Below are 20080 nucleotides of genomic sequence, written 5' to 3' on the forward strand. Positions count from 1 at the left end.
CGAACAGGCTCAGCGCTGGGCGAGCGCCGCGCGCCCGTGCGCGGATTGCGCGGATTGCGCGCTGTAGAAGCGGCGGTAGTCGTCGTAGTCGGCCTCGCCGGCGGCCACGAACGACAGCGGCGTGCGTGCATGCACCAGCGCCGCGGCCTCGGCCAGTACCTTGCGTCCCTGCGGATCGCGGTGCATGCCGAGGAAGGCGTCGGCCACCGCCTGCAGCTGGGCGCGCGGCACGCGGCTCGACGCCATCAGCGGCAGGTCGTTGAACGGGGGCGAACTCCACAGCACGCGGAAGCGCTTGTTCTCGCGCCCGGCGTAATGCTCCACCAGCTGCGAATGCGCGCCCGCCGCCTGCGCCCGCCCGCTGAAGAGCTGGGTGAAGGCGGCGTCCATGTTGCCGGCGAAGACGGCCTTGACCGGCTGGCGTCGGCGCTGCAGTTCGGCGTAGGGGACCAGGTAGGAAAGCAGGGCTTCCCGGCCGGGGAAGGCGAAGGTGGCGCCGGCCAGCTGGTCGAGACTGGTGACCGTGGAGTCGGCCGGCACCACGATCTGGGCGTGCACCGGGGCGCCGTCGCGGCGCGCGAAGACGCTCCAGCCGAGTTTCACGCGGTCCGGTCCGAACAGGTGGTTGGTGAAGGCGAAATCGACCTGGTTGGCGAGGATGAAGCCGGTCGTATCGGCCGAGGTGCGGCCGATCTTGAGGTTCAGGCGCACGCCGCTTTTTTGCGACACGTACGCCAGGATGGGGTTCCAGTAGCCCGCCGTCACCTTCAGGTTGTACTGGTTGACGGGCGAAAACTGGTAGACCGGGCCAGACGCCGATGCTGGAGAAGCCCATGACAGGGCAAGGAGCAGGGCAAGGCCGGCCCGGATGGTCGAACGCATGTTGTTGGAGGCGAGCGGAGGCGCGGTATAAGCGCAGGGAATGCAACTATAACATAATAAATGTAAAACAATTCCTCAGAGAAAGTTTACCTTTTGCCAAGGGAGGGCTGTCGTAGGGCGGACGCGCGATCAGAACTGCTCGTCCGCCGCCAAATACCGCCACTGCCCCACCGGCAGGTCGCCCAGCTTCACGCGCCCGATGCGCACGCGCTTGAGGCCGATCACCTTCAAGCCGACCATGTCGCACATGCGGCGGATCTGGCGCTTCTTGCCTTCCTTCAGGGTAAAGCTGAGCTGATCCTCGTTCTGCCAGCGCACCTTGGCCGGCAGCAGGGGCTTGCCGTCCATCCAGAGGCCGTGGTTCAGCTTCTTCAGGTCGCTGTCGGGCAGCTTGCCCGGCTTGGTGTACTGCACCCGCACCAGGTATTCCTTGTCGACGTCGGTGGTTTCGCCGATCAGCTGCTTGGCGACGCGCCCGTCCTGGGTCAGCACCAGCAGGCCCACCGAGTCGATGTCGAGGCGGCCGGCCGGGACCAGCGAGCGCAGCTGGGTCGGGTGGAAGTGTTCGGGCGAGGGGTCTTCGGCCCAGCGGTTTTCGGGCTTGATCAGGGCCACCGCGGGCGTATAGCCGTCCTCGGCCTGGCCCGACACATAGCCCATCGGCTTGTTGATGAGGATGGTCACGCGCTTGCTCTGCTCGGCCGCGGCCTGGCGCTCGACCGTGATGCGCTGGGTCGGCAGCACCTTGCTGCCCAGTTCGGAGACGACCTTGCCGTCGACGCGCACCCAGCCGCGGGCGATCCATTCATCGGCTTCGCGGCGCGAGCACAGGCCGAGTTCGGACATACGTTTGGAGAGGCGGAGCGGTTCGGTCATAGGAATTCAGGAAATAAGACGATGTGTTTCAGATTGCCAGCGCATCGAGCAGCTCGGTCTCGAGCTGCACCAGCGTGCGCGGGTTGTTGAGGCTGGACCCCTCGACGAGGAAGACGTCTTCGACGCGCTCGCCCAGGGTCATGATCTTCGCCGTGTGCACGTTGATGCGGTAGCGCGCCAGGACGCTGGCGATCGCATACAGCAGGCCGGTGCGGTCGTTGGCGGCGATCGACAGCAGGTAGTGCTGGCCGCGCTCGTCGGGCCGCAGCTCGACGCTGGGCGCGACCGGGAAGTGGCGCGACAGGCGCGACAGGCGCGCACGCGACGCTGGCGGCAGCGGCGCCTGGGCCTCCAGCAGGCCGGTCAGTTCGTGCTCGATCAGGCTGATGATGTCGCGGTAGTGGCGCGCGAAGTTTTCCTCGGTGACGAGGAAGCTGTCGAGCGCATAGCCGTCGCGCGTGGTATGGATCTTGGCGTCGAGGATGCTGAAGTTCTTGCGGTCGAAATAGCTGCAGATGCGCGCGAACAGGTCGGGCTGGTCCTTCACGTAGACGGCCACCTGCAGGCCTTCGCCGATGGGCGCCAGGCGCGCCTTGACGACCGGCCTGGCGCTTTGCAGCTTGTCGTGCAGGAAGCGCGTCTGCCAGGCGATGTCGGAAGCGTCGTGGCGCAGGAAGTAGACCACGTCGAGCTGGTTCCAGAGCGCTTCGTGCGCGTTGGCGGGCAGGCCGAACAGGCGCAGCGTGGCCAGGGCTTCCTGCTGGCGCATGCGCAGCTCGCGGTCGGCCGAATGCGGCTCGCCGCCCAGCACGCGCAGCGTGATGCGGTACAGGTCCTCGAGCAGCTTCGCCTTCCACGCGTTCCACACCTTGGGGCTGGTGCCGCGGATGTCGGCGACCGTGAGCAGGTAGAGGGCGGTCAGGTGGCGCTCGTCCTTCACCAGCGCGGCGAAGGCCTGGACCACGTCCGGGTCGGACAGGTCCTGCTTCTGCGCGACCTGCGACATGGTCAGGTGCTGCGCGACCAGGAACACGACCAGTTCGGTGTCGGCGTCGGACAGGCCGTGGTCGCGGCAGAATTCGCGCGCGTCTTCCTGTCCCAGTTCGGAATGGTCGCCGCCGCGGCCCTTGGCGATGTCGTGGAAGAGGGCGGCCACATACAAGAGCCAGCGGTCGCGGAAGTTGGCGATCAACTGGCTGCAGAAGGGGTATTCGTGCGCGTGCTCGCTCATCGTGAAGCGGCGCAGGTTACGCACCACCATCATGATGTGCTGGTCGACCGTGTAGACGTGGAACAGGTCGTGCTGCATCTGGCCGACGATGCGGCGGAAGTTCGGCAGGTAGCGCCCGAGGATGCCCATGTCGTTCATGCGGCGCAGCGCGTGCACCAGCCCGACCGGGGCCTTCAAGACACGCAGGAAGTGGGCGCGGTTGACCGGGTCGCGCCGGTAGGCCTCGTCGATCAGGTTACGCGCATGCCACAGCGCGCGCGTGGTGCGCGCGGTCATGCCCTTGATGTCGGGACGCTCGGTCATGGCCACGAAGATCTCGAGCAGCGCCGAAGGCGTTTTCTCGAAGGTGTCGTCGTGGGCGATGTCGATGAAGCCGTTGACGTCGTTGAAGCAAGCGTTGATGGGCACGGGCACCGTCGGCTGCGGGAACAGGCGCGCTTCGATGTTCTGCAGCAGGATGGTGTTGAGCTGGGTGACGGTCTTGGCCGCCCAGTAGTAGCGCTGCATCAGGTATTCGGAAGCGCGGCGTGCGCCTTCGCCCGGCGCGTCGCTGGTCAGGCCGAAGGATTCGGCAATCGCCGTCTGCACGTCGAACAGCAGGCGGTCTTCGCGCCGGCCCGTGTGCAGGTGCAGGCGCACGCGGATGTCCTTGAAGGCGCGCTCCTTTTCCATCAGCTGGCGCGCTTCCTCGTGGGTGATCAGTTCGCGCGTGGCGAACTGGCCCCAGGAATTGGCGAGGCCCGCCGCCTTGGCCACCCACAGGATCACCTGCAGGTCGCGCAGCGCGCCCGGGCTTTCCTTGCAGTTCGGCTCCAGCGAAAAGGCGGTGTATTCGTATTTCGCATGGCGCAGGCGCATCTCGGCGGTCTTGGCCTGGAAGAAGGCGCGCGGGTCGAGCGCTTCCTGGTAGCGCTGCTGGAGCTGCTCGAAGAGCTGGGCGTCGCCGGTGACCAGGCGCGCTTCCAGCAGGCTCGTTTGCACCGTGATGTCGGCCGCGGATTCGCTCATGCACTCGTCGACGGTGCGGATGCTGTGCCCGATCTCGAGTCCGAGGTCCCACAGCAGCTGCACCAGGCTTTCCAGTTTGGCCTGGGTGATGGCGTCGGGCCGCGCGCCGAGCAGGATCAGGAGGTCGACGTCGGAATGGGGGAAGAGTTCGCCGCGGCCGTAGCCGCCGACGCCGACCAGGGCCGTATTGGCGGGCAGGCGCGCGGCCAGCCAGGCCTCGCCGAGGATGTCGTCGACGAGTTGGCGCAGGCCGCGCAGCAGCTTCTCCGGCTTGCCGTCCTCGCGGAAGGCGTGGAACAGGGCCTGGCGCTCGGCTTTCAGCCGGGCTTTCAGTTCGGGCCTGGCCTGGTCCAGGAGGGCGGCGGACACCACAGCTCCTTATGCCGGGACGGCGTCTTTGGCGGCGCTGATGAAGGCGGGCGGCGGCGGGGCGCCGGCGGACGTGGTCAGCACTTCGTAGCCGGTTTCGGTCACGAGGATCATGTGCTCCCACTGCGCCGACAGGCTGCGGTCCTTGGTCTTGATGGTCCAGCCGTCCGGCATTTCCTTGATCTCGCGGCGGCCGGCATTGATCATTGGCTCGATGGTGAAGATCATGCCCGGCTCCAGCTTTTCCAGGGTGCCCGGCTTGCCGTAGTGCAGCACCTGCGGTTCCTCGTGGAAGACGCGGCCGATGCCGTGGCCGCAGAATTCGCGCACCACACTGTAGCCGTTCTTCTCGGCGTGCTGCTGGATGGCGTGGCCAATGTCGCCCAGGTAGGCGCCCGGCTTGACCTTCGAGATGCCGAGCCACATGCACTCGTAGGTCACTTCGGTCAGCCGTTTCGCCAGGATCGAGGGCTCGCCGATGAAGAACATGCGGCTGTTGTCGCCATGGAAGCCATCCTTGGTGATGATGGTGACGTCGATGTTCATCACGTCGCCGTTTTTCAGAACCTTGTCGCCCGGGATGCCGTGGCAGATCACGTCGTTGAGCGAGGTGCAGACGGCTTTCGGGAAGGGCGGGTAGCCCGGCGGCGCGTAGTTCAGCGGGGCCGGCGTCGTGCCTTGCACGTTGACCATGTATTCGTGGCACAGACGGTCGAGTTCGCCCGTGGTCACGCCGGCCTTCACGAAGGGCGTGATGTAGTCGAGCACTTCGGCGCCGAGGCGGCCGGCCAGGCGCATGCCTTCGATTTCTTCCGGGGTTTTGATGGAAATGGACATAAAGGATCGGTTCGGTTAGGTGATGCGCGCCGGGCCCGCATTGCTGCCGCGTGGTGCCCTTTGCAATATTCCCTGCATTATAAGGGATAGCCAAAGCCGTTGCCGGGGCGCTGCCTGGGCAATGCCCCGGTAGCGAAAGCCCAGGCAGCGAAAACGAAAGCGCCCGGCTGGATTGCGAACGCGACACTTGAAAAGCGGGTGAAATCCCGCTAGAATCTCGGGTTGCTTGGACTGAGGTCCGGCAATGTTGCAAAAGTAGTCCATTTTTATTTTATTCAAATCGCGAAATCGGCCTCAAAGGGTGCCCTCGAGGTGACTGGCCGATATTCAAGACTTAACCCTGGAGAATTACATGTCCGTTACTATGCGCGAAATGCTGGAAGCCGGTATTCACTTCGGCCACCAGACCCGTTTCTGGAACCCAAAGATGGCACCGTTCATCTTCGGTCATCGCAACAAGATCCACATCATCAACCTGGAAAAGACCATGGCGATGTACCAGGATGCGATGAAGACCATCAAGCAGATCTCGGCCAACCGCGGCACCATCCTGATGGTCGGCACCAAGCGCCAGGCGCGCGACATCATCGCCGCTGAAGCCCAGCGCGCTGGTGTTCCTTACGTCGACCAGCGCTGGCTGGGCGGCATGCTGACCAACTTCAAGACCATCAAGACCTCGATCAAGCGCCTGAAGGACATGGAAGCGCAAGTGGAAGACGGTTCGGTCGAGAAGCTGTCGAAAAAAGAAGCGCTGATGTTCCAGCGCGAAATGGTCAAGCTGCAGAAGTCGATCGGCGGCATCAAGGACCTGGGCGGCGTGCCTGACGCGATCTTCGTCGTCGACGTCGGCTACCACAAGGGCACCATCACCGAAGCCGGCAAGCTGGGCATCCCGGTCATCGGCATCGTCGATACCAACCACTCGCCAGAAGGCGTGACCCACGTGATCCCAGGCAACGACGACTCGTCGAAGGCGATCACCCTGTACGCACGCGGCGTCGCCGATGCGATCCTGGAAGGCCGTGCCAACGCCACCAACGAAGTCGTTGAGATGGTCAAGGCCGGCGGCGACGACTTCGTCGAAGTGTCCGAGCAGGCGTAATGCCGAAAGGGTGGGCCGCCTGGTCTGCCGCACGAAAAAAGGGGTGCCGAGCCAAAGCTGAGCACCCCTTTTTTTAAGCAAAGAATTTCATTAAAAGCATTAAAAATTAATGCGTGGGCGATATGAATGTCGTCCATTTCATGAATCACATTTAGGAGAGAAACATGGCAGCAATTACTGCAGCGATGGTTGGCGAACTGCGCGCGAAGACCGATGCGCCTATGATGGAATGCAAGAAGGCCCTGACCGAAGCCGAAGGCGACATGGGTCGTGCCGAAGAGATCCTGCGCGTCAAGCTGGGCGGCAAGGCATCGAAGGCGTCGGCACGCGTGACCGCCGAAGGCGTGGTCGCTTCGTACATCGCCGGCAACGTCGGCGCGCTGGTCGAAATCAACAGCGAAACCGACTTCGTCGCCAAGAACGACGAGTTCCTGGCCATGGCCAACCTGGCAGCCAAGCTGGTCGCCGAGCAGAACCCTGCGGACGTCGCAGCCCTGTCGGCACTGGACGTCGGCGGCCAGACGTTTGACCAACTGCGTTCGGCACTGATCGGCAAAATCGGTGAGAATATGACCGTGCGCCGCTTCCAGCGTTTCGAAACCACCGGCAAGCTGGCTTCCTACCTGCACGGCACCCGTATCGGCGTCATGGTCGAGTACGAAGGCGCGGACGAGCAGGTCGGCAAGGACGTCGCGATGCACATCGCCGCGATGAAGCCGGTCGCCCTGTCGTCGGAAGGCGTGCCTGCTGAACTGATCGAGAAAGAGCGTTCGGTCGCCCAGCTGAAAGCCCAGGAAGATGCGGACGCAGCCGCTGCCGCAGGCAAGCCTGCACAGTCGCCGGAAATCCTGGCCAAGCGCCTCGAAGGTTCGGTCCAGAAGTACCTGAAGGAAGTGTCGCTGCTGAACCAGACGTTCGTGAAGAACGACAAGCAGTCGATCGAGCAGATGCTGAAGGCAACCAACACCACGGTGAAGGCGTTCACGATGTACGTCGTGGGCGAGGGCATCGAGAAGAAGGTCGACGACTTCGCAGCAGAAGTTGCAGCACAGATGGCTGCTAACAAGCAGTAATGTGAAAGCGGGCCGGAAGGCCCGTTTTTTTAACCTGACGGTTTACGCCGTCGGGTTTCCGGCCTGCCGGCGACGGCGGTTGGCAACCTTGGCGCTTGCGCGCCGGGTTTCGTAGGGTGGGCACTTGTGCCCACGCGGTGCCCCTTGTGCGCATTGCGCCATCCGCAGGAGGCCTCGAGCGTGGACACGCGTTGCGTGCATCCGGACGGCCGGTGCCGCAGGCCGGCACCAACGCAGAGGCGTTCAGGTGCCCGGCGGCGTGGGCACAAGTGCCCACCCTACAAGGGCGAAAGACGGCGGGCCGCTTCGGCCGTGCGCGCTCTTTCGCCCGCCATCTGTACATTGTTGCAGATGAGGCCCAGGCTTCCACCTGCGGCCGGACCCGAATTCGACACAATACATAGGAGAGCGCTTCATCATGACAAAACCAGCCTACCAACGAGTCCTCCTGAAACTGTCTGGCGAAGCGCTGATGGGCGACGATCAGTTCGGCATCAATCGCGCCACCATCGACCGCATGGTCGCCGACGTCGCGGAAGTGGCCAAGGCGGGTGTCGAGGTGGCGGTCGTGATTGGCGGCGGCAACATCTTCCGTGGCGTGGCCCCGGGTGCGCAAGGCATGGACCGCGCCACCGCCGACTACATGGGCATGCTGGCGACCGTCATGAACGCGCTGGCCCTGGCCGACGCCATGCGCCACGTCGGCATCACCGCCCGCGTGATGTCGGCCATCGGCATCGAGCAGGTGGTCGAGCCCTACGTGCGCCCGAAAGCGCTGCAATACCTGGAAGAAGGCAAGGTCGTCGTCTTTGCCGCCGGCACCGGCAACCCCTTCTTCACCACCGACACCGCCGCTGCCCTGCGCGGCTCGGAAATCTCGGCCGAGATCGTCCTGAAGGCCACCAAGGTCGATGGCGTCTATACTGCCGATCCGAAGAAAGACCCGAATGCGACCCGCTACGAGTCGATCTCGTTCGACGAGGCGATCTCGAAGCAGCTGCAGGTGATGGACGCCACCGCGTTCGCCCTGTGCCGCGACCAGAAGCTGCCGATCAAGGTGTTCTCCATCGTCAAGCCGGGCGCCCTGATGCGGGTGATCATGGGCGAAGACGAAGGCACCCTGGTCCACGTTTAATCACCACCACTCACATCCAATAACAGGAGAGCAGCATGTCCTTAGCTGACGTGAAGAAGAATGCGCAAGAGCGCATGAACAAGTCCATCGAAACCCTGCGCGCCGACCTGGCCAAGGTTCGTACCGGCCGTGCCCACACCGGCATCCTCGACCACATCATGGTCGATTACTACGGTTCGCCGACCCCGCTCTCCGGCGTGGCCAACCTGACCCTGCTCGACGCCCGCACCATCGGCGTGCAGCCTTACGAGAAGAAGATGCTGAGCACCATCGAAAAGGCGATCCGCGATTCCGACCTCGGCCTGAATCCGTCGACCTTCGGCGAACTGGTGCGCGTGCCGACCCCGCCGCTGACCGAAGAGCGCCGCAAGGAGATGGTCAAGCTGGTCAAGTCGGAAGCCGAAGACGCGAAGATTGCCGTGCGCAACATCCGCCGCGACGCCAACGAGCAGCTCAAGAAGATGGTCAAGGACAAGACCGCCTCGGAAGACGACGAGCGCCGCGCCTCGGACGACATCCAGAAGCTGACCGACAAATTCGTCGCCGACATCGACAAGATGGTCGCGGAAAAGGAAAAAGAAGTCCTGACCGTGTAATATGCTGGCGCGCCCGGCATTGCCGGGTGCGGTCGGAAGCAAGTAGTACATCGAACAGCCTGCGCGCTCCTGCCGCGGGCGGTTTCGTTTTTTCTTCGGTATTCGCCGTCAAGGCAATGGATTTATGATCTTCAAGAGTTCGACGACTGCAGTTCCCGATGTGCCGGCCGTCCCGCGCCATATCGCTGTCATCATGGACGGTAACGGCCGCTGGGCGACCAAGCGCCTGCTGCCGCGCGTGGCGGGCCACGTCAAGGGTGTCGAGGCCGTGCGCGGCGTGGTCGAGGCCTGCGTGTTGCGCGGGGTGGAATACCTGACCCTGTTCGCGTTCTCGTCGGAAAACTGGCGCCGCCCGGAAGAGGAAGTCTCGCTGCTGATGCGCCTGTTCGTCACGGCGCTCGAGCGCGAAGTCTCGAAAATGCACGCGAATAACATCCGGCTGAAGGTCGTCGGCGACCTGTCGCGCTTCGATGCGAAGCTGCGCGAGATGATCGCCAACGCCGAGCGCCGCACCGCCGGCAACACCCGCCTGACCGTCACCGTCTGCGCCAACTACGGCGGCCGCTGGGACATCATGCAGGCGACCAGCAAGATGGTCGCCGCCAACCCGGGCGTGACCGAATTTACGGAAGACATGCTGGCGCCGCACCTGGCGATGGCCTATGCGCCGGAACCGGACCTGTTCATCCGCACCGGCGGGGAAGAGCGCATCTCCAACTTCCTGCTGTGGCAGCTGGCCTATTCCGAGCTGTACTTCACCGACACCTACTGGCCCGACTTCTCGGTCGAGTCGCTGGACGCGGCGATCGCGTCCTACCAGAGCCGCGAGCGCCGTTTCGGCCGCACCGGCGAGCAAGTAGCCAACAAAGCCAATAAGACAAGCTGATGCTGAAAACCCGGATCATCACCGCGCTCGTGCTGCTGGCAGTCCTGCTGCCGGTCCTGTATTCCAACAACTACACAGCCTTTGCGGTGGTGGCCACTGCCTTCTTCGGAGCGGCAGTCTGGGAAACCTTCCGCCTGTTTAACCCGAAGTCCGGCAAGGCGGCGCTGGTCGCCCTGTTCTGGACGGCCGCCTTTGCCTGGACCTTCTTCGTTGCCGATACCGGCAGCAGCCGCACCTTCTGGTTCGTGATCAGCGTCATGGTCTGGGTGCTGCGCTTCGTGCCCTCGCTGAAGATCGGCCTGCCGGCCCTGGACAGCAGCGCCAACACGCTGCTCAGCCTGACCTATGCGGTCTCGCTGGTGGGCTGCTTCGCCGCCATCGTGACCCTGTACGCCTACTCGCCGCTCTACCTGCTGTCGGTGCTGGCCATCGTCTGGTGTGCCGACATCTTTGCCTACTTCTCGGGCAAGGCCTTCGGCAAGCGCAAGCTCGCACCCTCGATCTCGCCCGGCAAGTCCTGGGAAGGCGTGTATGGAGGCTGCATCGCCGTGCTGGTCGTGGCGACGCTCGTCGTCCTGTTCGGCGGCGAGTCCCTCGCGAATACCTTCCCGGTCCGCGTGCAGGCCAGCCTCGGCTGGGCCGCCCTGTACGTCACCCTGATCCTGATCGTCGCCGCCAGTGTCGTCGGCGACCTGTTCGAATCCCAGCTCAAGCGCCGTGCCGGCATGAAGGACAGCAGCAACCTGCTGCCTGGCCATGGCGGGGTGCTCGACCGGATCGACGCCCTGGTGCCCGTGCTGCCGCTGGCGGCCCTGATCGGCGCCTGGCTGTAAGGAGTTTCACATGCAACGCATCACCATTTTGGGCGCCACCGGCTCCATCGGCGTCTCGACCCTCGACGTGCTCGCGCGTCACCCCGGGCAGTACCAGGTGTACGCACTGTCGGCGCACAGCCGCGTCGAAGAGCTGGCCGCCCAATGCCGCCAATTCCGCCCGCAGCGCGCCGTCGTCGGCAGCGCCCGGGCCGCCGACGAATTGGCGCGCTTGCTGGCCGGCCTGCCGGTCGATATCGCCTGGGGCGAAGCGGCCCTGTGCGAGATCGCTTCCAGCCCGGACACCGACACCGTGATGGCCGCCATCGTCGGCGCGGCCGGCCTGGCGCCCACGCTGGCCGCCGCCAGGGCAGGGAAGAAGATCCTGCTGGCGAACAAGGAAGCCCTGGTCATGTCCGGCCAGCTCTTCATGGACGCCGTGCGCGAGCACAAGGCGACCCTGCTGCCGATCGACAGCGAACACAATGCGATCTTCCAGTCGCTGCCCGCCACGTATGCGCGTGAGCCAGGCGCGGCCGGCGTCGCCAAGATCCTGCTGACGGCCTCCGGCGGCCCCTTCCTGGCGCGCGCCGTCGAGAGCCTGGAAGACGTGACGCCCGAAGAAGCCTGCAAGCACCCGAACTGGTCGATGGGCCGCAAGATCTCGGTCGACTCCGCGACCATGATGAACAAGGGCCTGGAAGTGATCGAGGCGCACTGGCTGTTCGGCGCGCCGGCCGACCTGATCGAGGTCGTGATCCACCCGCAAAGCGTGATCCACTCGATGGTCTCCTACGTCGACGGCTCGGTGCTGGCCCAGCTCGGCAACCCCGACATGCGCACCCCGATCGCCCACGCGCTGGCCTTCCCGGAACGCATCGCTTCCGGCGTCGCCCAGCTCGACCTGACGACGATGGGCGCGCTGCAGTTCTACCAGCCCGACTTCGAGCGCTTCCCCTGCCTGGCATTGGCGTTCGATGCACTGCGCGCGGGCGGCACCGCGCCGGCCCTGCTGAACGCCGCCAACGAGATCGCGGTCGAGGCCTTCCTCGAGCGCCGCATCGGGTTCCGCGACATCGACCGCGTGGTGCGCCGCGTGATGGACGAGGTGCCGCACGGCGCCGCCAGCGACATCGCCGCCGTGATGGCACAGGATGCGCAGGCGCGCAGCGCCGCCCGGCAGATCGTCGCCGGCGTGGTCCGCTGACGTTGCGCTAACCTCCTGCTAATTTCCCCTCACAGGGTTCGAGACACGCCATGAGTTTCCTCTATACCGCGGTGGCCTTCCTGCTTGCGCTGGGGCCGCTGATCATCTTCCACGAGCTCGGTCACTACTGGGTGGCGCGCGCCTGCGGCGTCAAGGTGCTGCGCTTCTCGCTCGGCATGGGCAAGGTCGTGTGGTCGCGCCGCTTCGGCCCCGACCAGACCGAATGGGCCGTTTCCGCGCTGCCGCTGGGCGGCTACGTGCAGATGCTCGACAGCCGCGATCCGTCGACGGCGCCGATCGACCCGAAAGATGCGGCACGCGACTCGCATCGTGACTTTGCGCGCCAGAACGTCTGGAAGCGCATCGCCATTGTCGCCGCCGGCCCGACCGCCAACTTCCTGCTCGCGATCGCGCTGTTCGCCGCGCTCTTCGTGCACGGTACCGAGGAGCCGGCCACCAAGCTGCGCCCGATGGCCGAGAACACCCCGGCGTATGCCGCCGGCCTGCGCGGCGGCGACAGCATCGTCGCCGTCAACGGCGAGCCGGTCGCGTCCTGGGGCGACCTGCGCTGGCAGATGACCCACCTGGCCATCGACAAGGACGAGGCCCGTTTCGACGTGCGCGCCGCCAACGGCAGCAGCTACGCGGCCACCATCCCGCAGGCCGAGATCGCGAAGACCAACCCGGAAGCCGACGTCATGGCCACCCTGGGCCTGGACGTCTGGATCGGCATGCCCGTCGTCGGCAAGCTGGTCGAGGGCGGCGCCGGCGAGCGTGCCGGCCTGCGTCCGGGCGACATCGTCCTCGGCGCCGACGGCAAGTCCTTCGCGCACGCCGCCGACTTCGTGCAGGCGGTGCGCGCCGCGCCAGGGCGCACCATGCAGCTGCAGGTGCGCCGCGGCAGCCAGACCATCGCCTTGCCGCTGACCCCGGCACGCGACCCGAAAGGGCAGGGCATCGCCGCCGTCCAGCTCGAGCCCGCGCTCGAACGGGTGACGGTGCAGTCCGGCCCGCTGGAGGCGGTCGAGAAGGGCGCGCGCCGCACCTGGGAGATGACGGTGCTGACCTTCAAGATGATCGGCAAGATCGTCACCGGCCAGGCTTCGCTCAAGAACATCACCGGCCCGATCGCCATTGCCGACTACGCGGGACAGACCGCGCGCCTCGGTCTCGCGACCTTTTTGGGCTTCATCGCGGTCGTCAGCGTGAGCCTTGGTGTAATGAATCTGTTACCAATACCCGTGCTCGATGGTGGCCATTTGCTGTATTATTCGCTGGAAGTTTTGACCGGGCGCCCCCTGCCCGAGCGGATCACCGCATTCGCACAGCGTGCGGGGGTGGCCCTGCTGTTCATGCTGATGGCGCTCGCCGTCTTCAATGACCTGTCGCAGCGGCTTTAAGGACACTGCGATACCGGCAGAATAGAGGGGACCTCGAAAGCCGTAGCGAGCGGCAGCAATGTTGGCCGAGCCCCCAAGGGGGTTGTGCTCACTGTACGACAAGTACAGCGAGCTATCACCTTGGTGGCACAGGCCGACAGTGCAACGCGCAGTAGGCTAGCGAGGTCTCCAAGAATATGTACGTTGTCCAATGACTGACCATTGATTTAGCCAATGAAATCACAACAAGATCGTTTTGCCCTGCCGTTCGTTCGCCGCAGCCTGATCGGCGCGGCTGTGCTGGCCCTGTGCGCCGGCCCCGCGCTTGCCGTCAATCCGTTCGTCGTCAAGGACATCCGGATCGAAGGCATCCAGCGCACCGAGGCGGGCACCGTGTTCAGCTACCTGCCGGTGCGTGTGGGCGAGACCTTCAACGACGAGAAGAGCGTCGCCGCCATCAAGGCGCTGTACGCGACCGGCTTCTTCAAGGACATCCGCCTCGAAGAGGAAAACGGCGTGCTGGTGGTGCTGGTCGAGGAACGCCCGGCGATCGCCGCCGTCGATTTCACGGGCACCAAGGAATTCGAGAAGGACATGCTGATCAAGGCCCTGCGCGACATCGGCGTGGGCGAGACCAAGATCTACGACAAGGCCTCGGTCGACCGCGCCGAGCAGGAACTCAAGCGCCAGTACCTGTCGCACGGCCTGTACGGCGTGAAGATCACGACCACCATCACCCCGATCGAGCGTAACCGCGTCAACGTCATGTTCAACGTCGACGAAGGCGACGTCGCGCGCATCAAGGGCATCAACATCGTCGGCAACAAGGCCTTCTCGGACAAGGAACTGCGCGACGTGCTGCAGCTCTCGACCTCGGGCTGGCTGACCTGGTATTCGAAGGCCGACCAGTATTCCAAGACCAAGCTGACCGGCGACCTGGAAGCGATCAAGTCCTTCTACCTCGACCGCGGCTACCTCGAAGCGAACGTCGAATCGACCCAGGTGTCGATCACGCCGGACAAGAAGGACATCTACCTCACGATCAACATCACCGAAGGCGAGAAGTACACCGTCTCCAGCGTGGCCCTGGAAGGCGAGACCTTCGGGCGCGAGGAGGAACTGCGCCAGCTGATCGTGCTCCAGCCGGGCAAGCCGTATTCGGGCGCGCTGCAGGAACTGACCAACAAGCGGATCGCCGGCCGCCTGGCCACCTTCGGCTACGCCTTTGCCAACGTCAACGCCAACCCCGAGATCAACCGCGAGAAGCGCGAAGTCGCCTTCACCTTCATCGTCGATCCGGGCAAGCGCGCCTACGTGCGCCACATTAACATCGCCGGCAACACCGTCACCCGCGACGAGGTGATCCGCCGCGAATTCCGCCAGTTCGAAGGCGCCTGGTACGACGCCGACCGCGTCAAGCTCTCGCGCGACCGCGTCGACCGCCTCGGCTACTTCAAGGAAGTCAAGGTCGACACGCCGGAGTCCCCGGGCACCGGCGACCAGGTCGACGTCAACCTGACGGTCGAGGAAAAGCCGACCGGTAACTTCATGATCGGCGGTTCGTTCTCGCAGGCCGAGAAGTTCACCTTCACGGCGTCGATCCAGCAGGCCAACTTCGCGGGCAGCGGCCAGACCGTCGGCATCGACCTGAACACCTCGAAGTACAGCCGCACGATCGCGTTCTCGAACACCAACCCGTACTTCACCGACGACGGCATCTCGCGCGCCTTCCAGGTCTACCTGCGCACGACCCGTCCGCCGCTGTCGAACATCGGTTCCTACACGGTGCGCCAGGCCGGCGGCAACATGACCTTCGGCGTGCCGTTCTCGGAAACCGACACCGTCTACTTCGGCGCCGGCCTCGAGCGCACCACGCTGACCACCGACGAGACCAGCCCGACCCTGTACCGCCAGTACGTGGCGCAGAACGGCGGGCCGAGCGAGCCGGGCCCGAACTTCGGTATCGGCACCGGCAAGAGTCTGGCGATCCCGCTGACCGTGGCCTGGGGCCGCGACAGCCGCGACAGCGCGCTGACCCCGAGCATCGGCCGCTACCAGCGTGCGAACGTCGAGATCGACGCGATCGGCGACGCCAAGTACTACCGCCTGGTGTACGAACACCAGTGGTACCGTCCGCTGACTTCCTGGATGACGCTGGCCCTGCGCGGCGAGCTCGATTACGGCAAAGGCATCGGCGGCGACGCCTACCCGGTCTTCAAGAACTTCTACGCCGGCGGCATCGGCTCGGTGCGCGGCTACGAGAGCTCGACGCTGGGCGTGGTCGACCCGGTCTACGGCGACGCCATCGGCGGCTCGAAGCGCGTGATCGGCAACGTCGAACTGCAGTTCCCGTTCCCGGGCAGCAAGGACCGCAGCCTGCGCTGGTTCACCTTCGCCGACGGCGGCCAGGTGTTCCAGGAGAAGTCGAAGATTTACCTGGGCGAGCTGCGCTACTCGGCCGGTATCGGCCTGTCGTGGATTTCCCCGGTCGGACCGCTGCGCCTGAGTTATGCTAAGCCCCTGAACGCGAAACCGGGCGACCAGCTCGAGCGCTTCCAGTTCCAGATGGGCACGGGCTTCTGACCGGCCCCGGCATTACCTTTTTACTCGGAGAATTATGTTGAAAACCCTGATAGCCTTGCTGCCGCGCACTGTATTGCTGGCGGCGCTGTGCGCCAGCGCGCTGCCCGCCATGGCGCAGACGACGGGCCGTATCGGCTTCGTATTCACCGAGCGCCTGATGACCGAATCGAAGATGGCCAAGGCCGCCGACGCCAAGATCCAGGCCGAATTCTCGAAGCGCCAGAAGACGACCGACGAGATGGTCTCGAAGTTCAAGCAGATGAGCGAGAAGTTCGACGCCGACGCGCCGCGCCTGACCGACATCGAGCGCACCCGCCGCGCGCGCGAACTGTTCGACATGGAAAAGGACGTGACGCGCATGCAGCGCGAATTCACGGAAGACCTGATGCAGCGCAAGGGCGAGGAACGCGCCGCCATCGCCCAGAAGGCCTTCAAAATCATCGAACAGATCGCCGAGCAGGAAAAGCTCGACGCCGTGCTGCAGGAAGCGGCGTGGTCGAGCCCGCGCATCGACATCACCGACAAGATCCTGAAACTGCTGGACAAGTAATATTTTGGAATCACGCGAAATCAACCCCAAGGGCGTGCGCCTGGGCGACCTGGTCGAGCGTTTCGGCGGCCAGCTGGCCGGCGATCCCGACCTGGTCGTCGCCTCGATCGCACCGCTCGACAGCGCCGGCCCGACCCAGATCAGCTTCCTCTCCAACAGCAAGCTGCGCGCGCTGGCCGCCCAGAGCGAAGCCGCCGCGCTGATCCTGTCGCCGCTGGACAATACCTCGGTGAGCGCCACCTACGCCGGCGCACGCATCGTCACCACCAACCCCTACGCCTATTTCGCCCGCGCCGCGCAGTACTTCGTGTCGCTGGAAGAAGAAGCCCCGGCGCCCGGCATCCACCCGAGCGCGGTCGTCGACGCGTCGGCCCAGGTCGACCCCTCGGCCCACATCGGCCCGCACGTGACGGTCGAAGCCGGCGCGGTGGTCAAGGCGGGCGCGGTCATCGACCACGGCTGCTTCATCGGCCGTGAAGCGACTGTGGGCGAGGGCACGCATTTCTTCGCCAACGTCACCTTCCACCGCCGCTGCGTCATCGGCGCGCGCGGCATCGTCCACTCGGGCGCGGTGATCGGCGGCGACGGCTTCGGCTTCGCCAGCGAGGCGGGCGTCTACATCAAGATCCCGCAGACCGGGCGCGTGCTGATCGGCGACGACGTCGACATCGGCTCGAACACCTCGATCGACCGCGGCGCCCTGGCCGACACCGTCATCGAAGACGGCGTCAAGCTCGACAACCAGATCCAGATCGGCCACAACTGCCACATCGGCAAGCATACCGCCATGGCCGGCTGCGTCGGCGTGGCCGGCAGCGCGAAGATCGGCAGCCGCTGCACCTTCGGCGGCGCGGCGATGGTCCTGGGCCACCTCGAGATCGCCGACAACGTGCACATCTCCTCGGGCAGCATGGTCTCGCGCTCGGTGCTCGAGCCGGGCCAGTACACGGGCTTCTACCCGCTGGCGAAGAACGCCGAGTGGGAAAAGTCGGCCGCCATCGTGCGCAACCTGAACGGCATGCGCGACAAGATCCGCGCGCTGGAAAAAACAATCAAAACGATTACCGAACCAAGCAAACCCGAAAATGACTGATACCCAAGCCAAGCGTACCCTCGGCATCACCGAGATCAAGGAATACCTGCCGCACCGTTACCCGCTGCTGCTGGTCGACCGCGTGCTCGACGTCGAAGTCGGCAAGCGCATCACCGCCATCAAGAACGTGACCGTCAACGAAGAATTCTTCAACGGCCACTTCCCGCACCAGCCGGTCATGCCGGGCGTGCTGATGATCGAGGCGATGGCGCAGACCGCCGCCATCCTGTCCTTCATGACGATGGACGTGAAGCCGGACGAGAATTCGGTGGTGTATTTCGTCGGCATCGACAACGCGCGCTTCAAGCGCCCGGTGGGTCCTGGCGACCAGTTGGTGATGGACGTCGAGATCCTGCGCGTGGCGCGCGGCATCTGGAAGTACAAGGCGGTCGCCAGCGTCGACGGCAAGGTCGCGGTCGAGGGTGAGCTGATGTGCACCATCCGCGCTAACGAGAATGCGCCGGCGGCAGCCGCGGCGGCAACCACGGCAGCGGGGCAGTAATGAGCAAGATTCACGCGAGCGCGATCGTCGACCCGAAGGCCGAGCTCGACAGCTCGGTCGAGGTCGGCCCGTACTCGATCATCGGCCCGAACGTGCGCATCGGCGCCGGCACCGTCGTCGGCCCGCACGTGGTCATCGAAGGCCACACGACGATCGGCGAGAACAACAAGTTCTTCCAGTTCTGCTCGATCGGCGCCGCGCCCCAGGACAAGAAGTGGAAGGGCGAGCCGACCCGCCTCGAGATCGGCAGCGACAACACCATCCGCGAATTCGTCACCATGAACCTGGGCACGGCCCAGGACGAAGGCGTGACCCGCCTGGGCGACGACAACTGGATCTCGGCCTACGTGCACCTGGCGCACGACTGCCAGGTGGGCAGCCACACGATCTTCTCGAACAATGCGCAGCTGGCCGGCCACGTCCACGTCGGCGACCACGCGATCCTGTCCGGCTACGCCGGCGTGCACCAGTTCTGCAAGATCGGCGCCCATGCCTTCATCGGCATGTACACCAGTCTCACCCAGGACGTGCCGCCATTCGTCCTCGTCTCGGGCAACCCGGCCGGCGCGCGCGGCGTCAACATCGAAGGCCTCAAGCGCCGCGGCTTCACCCGTCCACAGATCGACGGCATCCGCGCCGCCTACAAGCACATCTACCGTTCGAACCTGACGCTGGAAGAAGCGAAGGCGGCCCTCGAGCAGAGCGAAAGCGAGATGCCGGAAGCGGCTGCGGATATCCGCGCCATGCGCGACTTCCTCGGCGCGGCCACCCGTGGCATCGTCCGCTGAAGCCGGGTCCCCGGGCGTCTCGCTGGCCATGGTGGCCGGCGAGGTGTCCGGCGACATGCTGGCCGCACGCCTGATCGCGGGCCTGCGTCCCGCCTTGCCGGAAGCGCGCTTCCACGGCATCGGCGGCCCGCGCATGATCGAGCAGGGTTTCGTCTCCGACGTGCCGCTCGAGACGCTCACCGTGCGCGGCCTCTTCGAGATCATTCCCCGCTACCGCGAGATCAAGGGCATCCAGAACCGCCTGCGCGACCGCCTGCTGGCCGAGCGCCCGGCCGCCTTCATCGGCGCCGACTATCCGGGTTTTAACCTCGGCCTGGAAGAGCAGCTGCGCGCGCAGGGCATCCCGACCGTCCACTTCGTCGGTCCCCAGATCTGGGCCTGGCGCGGCGGGCGCATCAAGAAGATCCAGCGCGCGGTCTCGCACATGCTGGTGATCTTCCCCTTCGAGGAGCAGATCTACCGGGACGCCGGTGTGCCGGTGACCTATATCGGCCATCCGCTGGCGGAAACCATCCCGCTGGTGCCGGACGTGGCGGCGGCGCGTGCAACCCTGGGCCTGGCGCCTGGTGCGCGCGTGGTCACCGTCATGCCCGGCAGCCGCATGGGCGAACTGAAATACCTGGCCGAGCCGTTCGTGCGCGCCGCCGGCCTCCTTGCGAAACGCGATCCCGGCCTGACATTCGTCGTGCCGATGGCGGGCGAGCGGCAGCGCGCCTACTTCAACGAGATCGTCGCGCGGGCCGGGCTGCAGGACGTGCCTGTGCGGCTGGTGGACGATTCGCACACCGCGATCGCGGCAGCCGATGCGGTGCTGGTGGCCTCGGGAACGGCGACGCTGGAAGTGGCGCTGTTCAAGAAGCCGATGACCATCGCCTACAAGGTCATGCGCGCCTCCTGGGAGATCATGCGCCACATGGGCTACCAGCCCTGGATCGGGCTGCCGAACATCCTGGCGCGCGAATTCCTGGTGCCGGAGCTGCTGCAGCACGCGGCCACGCCTGAGGCGATGGCGGAATCGGTGTGGGCGCAGTTGAACGATGCCGCGCTGCGCGATAAGCTGGCGGCACGCTTCCTCGACATGCACCACAGCCTGCTGCGCAACAGCGCCCAGGAAAGCGCCCAGGCGGTCCTGCGCGTGATTGGCAGGAACTGAGCGGCCGGGCCTGAGCGA

The 20080-nt window shown here is 65.2% G+C and carries 18 protein-coding genes; 14 read left to right on the top strand and 4 right to left on the bottom strand.

The features are described from left to right. Positions 1-9: 9 nt before the first annotated feature. From ACWCIA_RS07165 to map, 4 genes are all read right to left on the bottom strand, one after another. The gene (locus tag ACWCIA_RS07165) at positions 10-882 is read right to left on the bottom strand and encodes a phosphate/phosphite/phosphonate ABC transporter substrate-binding protein (protein WP_454161902.1); all 873 of its coding nucleotides are present in this window, start codon (positions 880-882) and stop codon (positions 10-12) included. A 129-nt stretch (positions 883-1011) separates the two neighbouring features. Continuing rightward, the gene (locus ACWCIA_RS07170; RefSeq protein WP_454161903.1) at positions 1012-1758 is read right to left on the bottom strand and encodes a pseudouridine synthase; all 747 of its coding nucleotides are present in this window, start codon (positions 1756-1758) and stop codon (positions 1012-1014) included. Positions 1759-1786: 28 nt separating this feature from the next. Next, the gene (locus ACWCIA_RS07175; RefSeq protein WP_454161904.1) at positions 1787-4369 is read right to left on the bottom strand and encodes a [protein-PII] uridylyltransferase; all 2583 of its coding nucleotides are present in this window, start codon (positions 4367-4369) and stop codon (positions 1787-1789) included. Positions 4370-4375: 6 nt separating this feature from the next. Then, positions 4376-5203 carry a type I methionyl aminopeptidase gene (gene map, locus ACWCIA_RS07180; RefSeq protein ID WP_454161905.1) on the bottom strand — a complete coding sequence of 276 codons (828 nt, stop codon included), beginning with the start codon at positions 5201-5203 and terminating at the stop codon, positions 4376-4378. Positions 5204-5555: 352 nt separating this feature from the next. Here map and rpsB point away from each other — a divergent pair, with 352 nt between their 5' ends. The 14 genes from rpsB (at position 5556) to lpxB (ending at position 20062) form a co-directional block, all read left to right on the top strand. Next, complete coding sequence (gene rpsB / locus ACWCIA_RS07185) at positions 5556-6305, top strand: 30S ribosomal protein S2 (RefSeq protein ID WP_454161906.1); 750 nt, start codon at positions 5556-5558, stop codon at positions 6303-6305. Between the two features lie 164 nt (positions 6306-6469). Beyond that, positions 6470-7378 carry a translation elongation factor Ts gene (gene tsf, locus ACWCIA_RS07190; protein ID WP_454161907.1) on the top strand — a complete coding sequence of 303 codons (909 nt, stop codon included), beginning with the start codon at positions 6470-6472 and terminating at the stop codon, positions 7376-7378. 418 nt (positions 7379-7796) lie between these two features. After that, complete coding sequence (pyrH, locus tag ACWCIA_RS07195; protein WP_454161908.1) at positions 7797-8513, top strand: UMP kinase; 717 nt, start codon at positions 7797-7799, stop codon at positions 8511-8513. A 35-nt stretch (positions 8514-8548) separates the two neighbouring features. Then, positions 8549-9109: a ribosome recycling factor gene (gene frr / locus ACWCIA_RS07200; protein WP_454161909.1), complete on the top strand. Its 561-nt coding sequence runs from the start codon at positions 8549-8551 to the stop codon at positions 9107-9109. Positions 9110-9233: 124 nt separating this feature from the next. Continuing rightward, a complete protein-coding gene (uppS, locus tag ACWCIA_RS07205; protein ID WP_454161910.1) occupies positions 9234-9995 on the top strand; it encodes a polyprenyl diphosphate synthase in 762 nt (253 codons plus the stop codon). Then, on the top strand, positions 9995-10828 hold the full coding sequence (locus ACWCIA_RS07210) for a phosphatidate cytidylyltransferase (RefSeq protein ID WP_454161911.1): 834 nt from the start codon (positions 9995-9997) through the stop codon (positions 10826-10828). Before uppS ends, ACWCIA_RS07210 begins: the two co-directional genes overlap by 1 nt. A 10-nt stretch (positions 10829-10838) precedes the next feature. Further along, entirely contained in the window at positions 10839-12014 is a 1176-nt protein-coding gene (gene ispC / locus ACWCIA_RS07215) for a 1-deoxy-D-xylulose-5-phosphate reductoisomerase (protein ID WP_454161912.1), read from the top strand. 50 nt (positions 12015-12064) lie between these two features. Next, positions 12065-13414 (top strand): RIP metalloprotease RseP, encoded by a 1350-nt coding sequence (gene rseP, locus ACWCIA_RS07220; RefSeq protein ID WP_454161913.1) that lies wholly within the window; start codon positions 12065-12067, stop codon positions 13412-13414. Positions 13415-13627: 213 nt separating this feature from the next. Next, entirely contained in the window at positions 13628-15976 is a 2349-nt protein-coding gene (gene bamA / locus ACWCIA_RS07225; RefSeq protein ID WP_454161914.1) for an outer membrane protein assembly factor BamA, read from the top strand. Between the two features lie 34 nt (positions 15977-16010). Beyond that, entirely contained in the window at positions 16011-16526 is a 516-nt protein-coding gene (locus ACWCIA_RS07230) for an OmpH family outer membrane protein (RefSeq protein ID WP_454161915.1), read from the top strand. A gap of 4 nt (positions 16527-16530) precedes the next feature. Further along, positions 16531-17619, top strand: a complete 1089-nt coding sequence (gene lpxD / locus ACWCIA_RS07235; protein ID WP_454161916.1) for a UDP-3-O-(3-hydroxymyristoyl)glucosamine N-acyltransferase — start codon at positions 16531-16533, stop codon at positions 17617-17619. Then, on the top strand, positions 17612-18121 hold the full coding sequence (gene fabZ, locus ACWCIA_RS07240; protein ID WP_454161917.1) for a 3-hydroxyacyl-ACP dehydratase FabZ: 510 nt from the start codon (positions 17612-17614) through the stop codon (positions 18119-18121). Before lpxD ends, fabZ begins: the two co-directional genes overlap by 8 nt. Beyond that, entirely contained in the window at positions 18121-18909 is a 789-nt protein-coding gene (gene lpxA, locus ACWCIA_RS07245) for an acyl-ACP--UDP-N-acetylglucosamine O-acyltransferase (protein ID WP_454161918.1), read from the top strand. The genes fabZ and lpxA overlap by 1 nt, the downstream gene beginning before the upstream one ends. Continuing rightward, entirely contained in the window at positions 18893-20062 is a 1170-nt protein-coding gene (lpxB, locus tag ACWCIA_RS07250; protein WP_454161919.1) for a lipid-A-disaccharide synthase, read from the top strand. The genes lpxA and lpxB overlap by 17 nt, the downstream gene beginning before the upstream one ends. Positions 20063-20080 lie beyond the last annotated feature (18 nt).

The sequence above is a fragment of the Massilia sp. SYSU DXS3249 genome (assembly GCF_053668055.1).

Excerpts from the sequence above, each read along its gene's own strand:
- map (WP_454161905.1), bottom strand. The coding sequence starts at position 5,203 with ATGTCCATTTCCATCAAAACCCCGGAAGAAATCGAAGGCATGCGCCTG.
- uppS (WP_454161910.1), top strand. The coding sequence starts at position 9,234 with ATGATCTTCAAGAGTTCGACGACTGCAGTTCCCGATGTGCCGGCCGTC.
- frr (WP_454161909.1), top strand. The coding sequence starts at position 8,549 with ATGTCCTTAGCTGACGTGAAGAAGAATGCGCAAGAGCGCATGAACAAG.
- rseP (WP_454161913.1), top strand. The coding sequence starts at position 12,065 with ATGAGTTTCCTCTATACCGCGGTGGCCTTCCTGCTTGCGCTGGGGCCG.
- lpxA (WP_454161918.1), top strand. The coding sequence starts at position 18,121 with ATGAGCAAGATTCACGCGAGCGCGATCGTCGACCCGAAGGCCGAGCTC.
- ACWCIA_RS07210 (WP_454161911.1), top strand. The coding sequence starts at position 9,995 with ATGCTGAAAACCCGGATCATCACCGCGCTCGTGCTGCTGGCAGTCCTG.
- bamA (WP_454161914.1), top strand. The coding sequence starts at position 13,628 with ATGAAATCACAACAAGATCGTTTTGCCCTGCCGTTCGTTCGCCGCAGC.
- ACWCIA_RS07170 (WP_454161903.1), bottom strand. The coding sequence starts at position 1,758 with ATGACCGAACCGCTCCGCCTCTCCAAACGTATGTCCGAACTCGGCCTG.
- tsf (WP_454161907.1), top strand. The coding sequence starts at position 6,470 with ATGGCAGCAATTACTGCAGCGATGGTTGGCGAACTGCGCGCGAAGACC.
- pyrH (WP_454161908.1), top strand. The coding sequence starts at position 7,797 with ATGACAAAACCAGCCTACCAACGAGTCCTCCTGAAACTGTCTGGCGAA.
- ACWCIA_RS07165 (WP_454161902.1), bottom strand. The coding sequence starts at position 882 with ATGCGTTCGACCATCCGGGCCGGCCTTGCCCTGCTCCTTGCCCTGTCA.
- ispC (WP_454161912.1), top strand. The coding sequence starts at position 10,839 with ATGCAACGCATCACCATTTTGGGCGCCACCGGCTCCATCGGCGTCTCG.
- ACWCIA_RS07230 (WP_454161915.1), top strand. The coding sequence starts at position 16,011 with ATGTTGAAAACCCTGATAGCCTTGCTGCCGCGCACTGTATTGCTGGCG.
- fabZ (WP_454161917.1), top strand. The coding sequence starts at position 17,612 with ATGACTGATACCCAAGCCAAGCGTACCCTCGGCATCACCGAGATCAAG.
- rpsB (WP_454161906.1), top strand. The coding sequence starts at position 5,556 with ATGTCCGTTACTATGCGCGAAATGCTGGAAGCCGGTATTCACTTCGGC.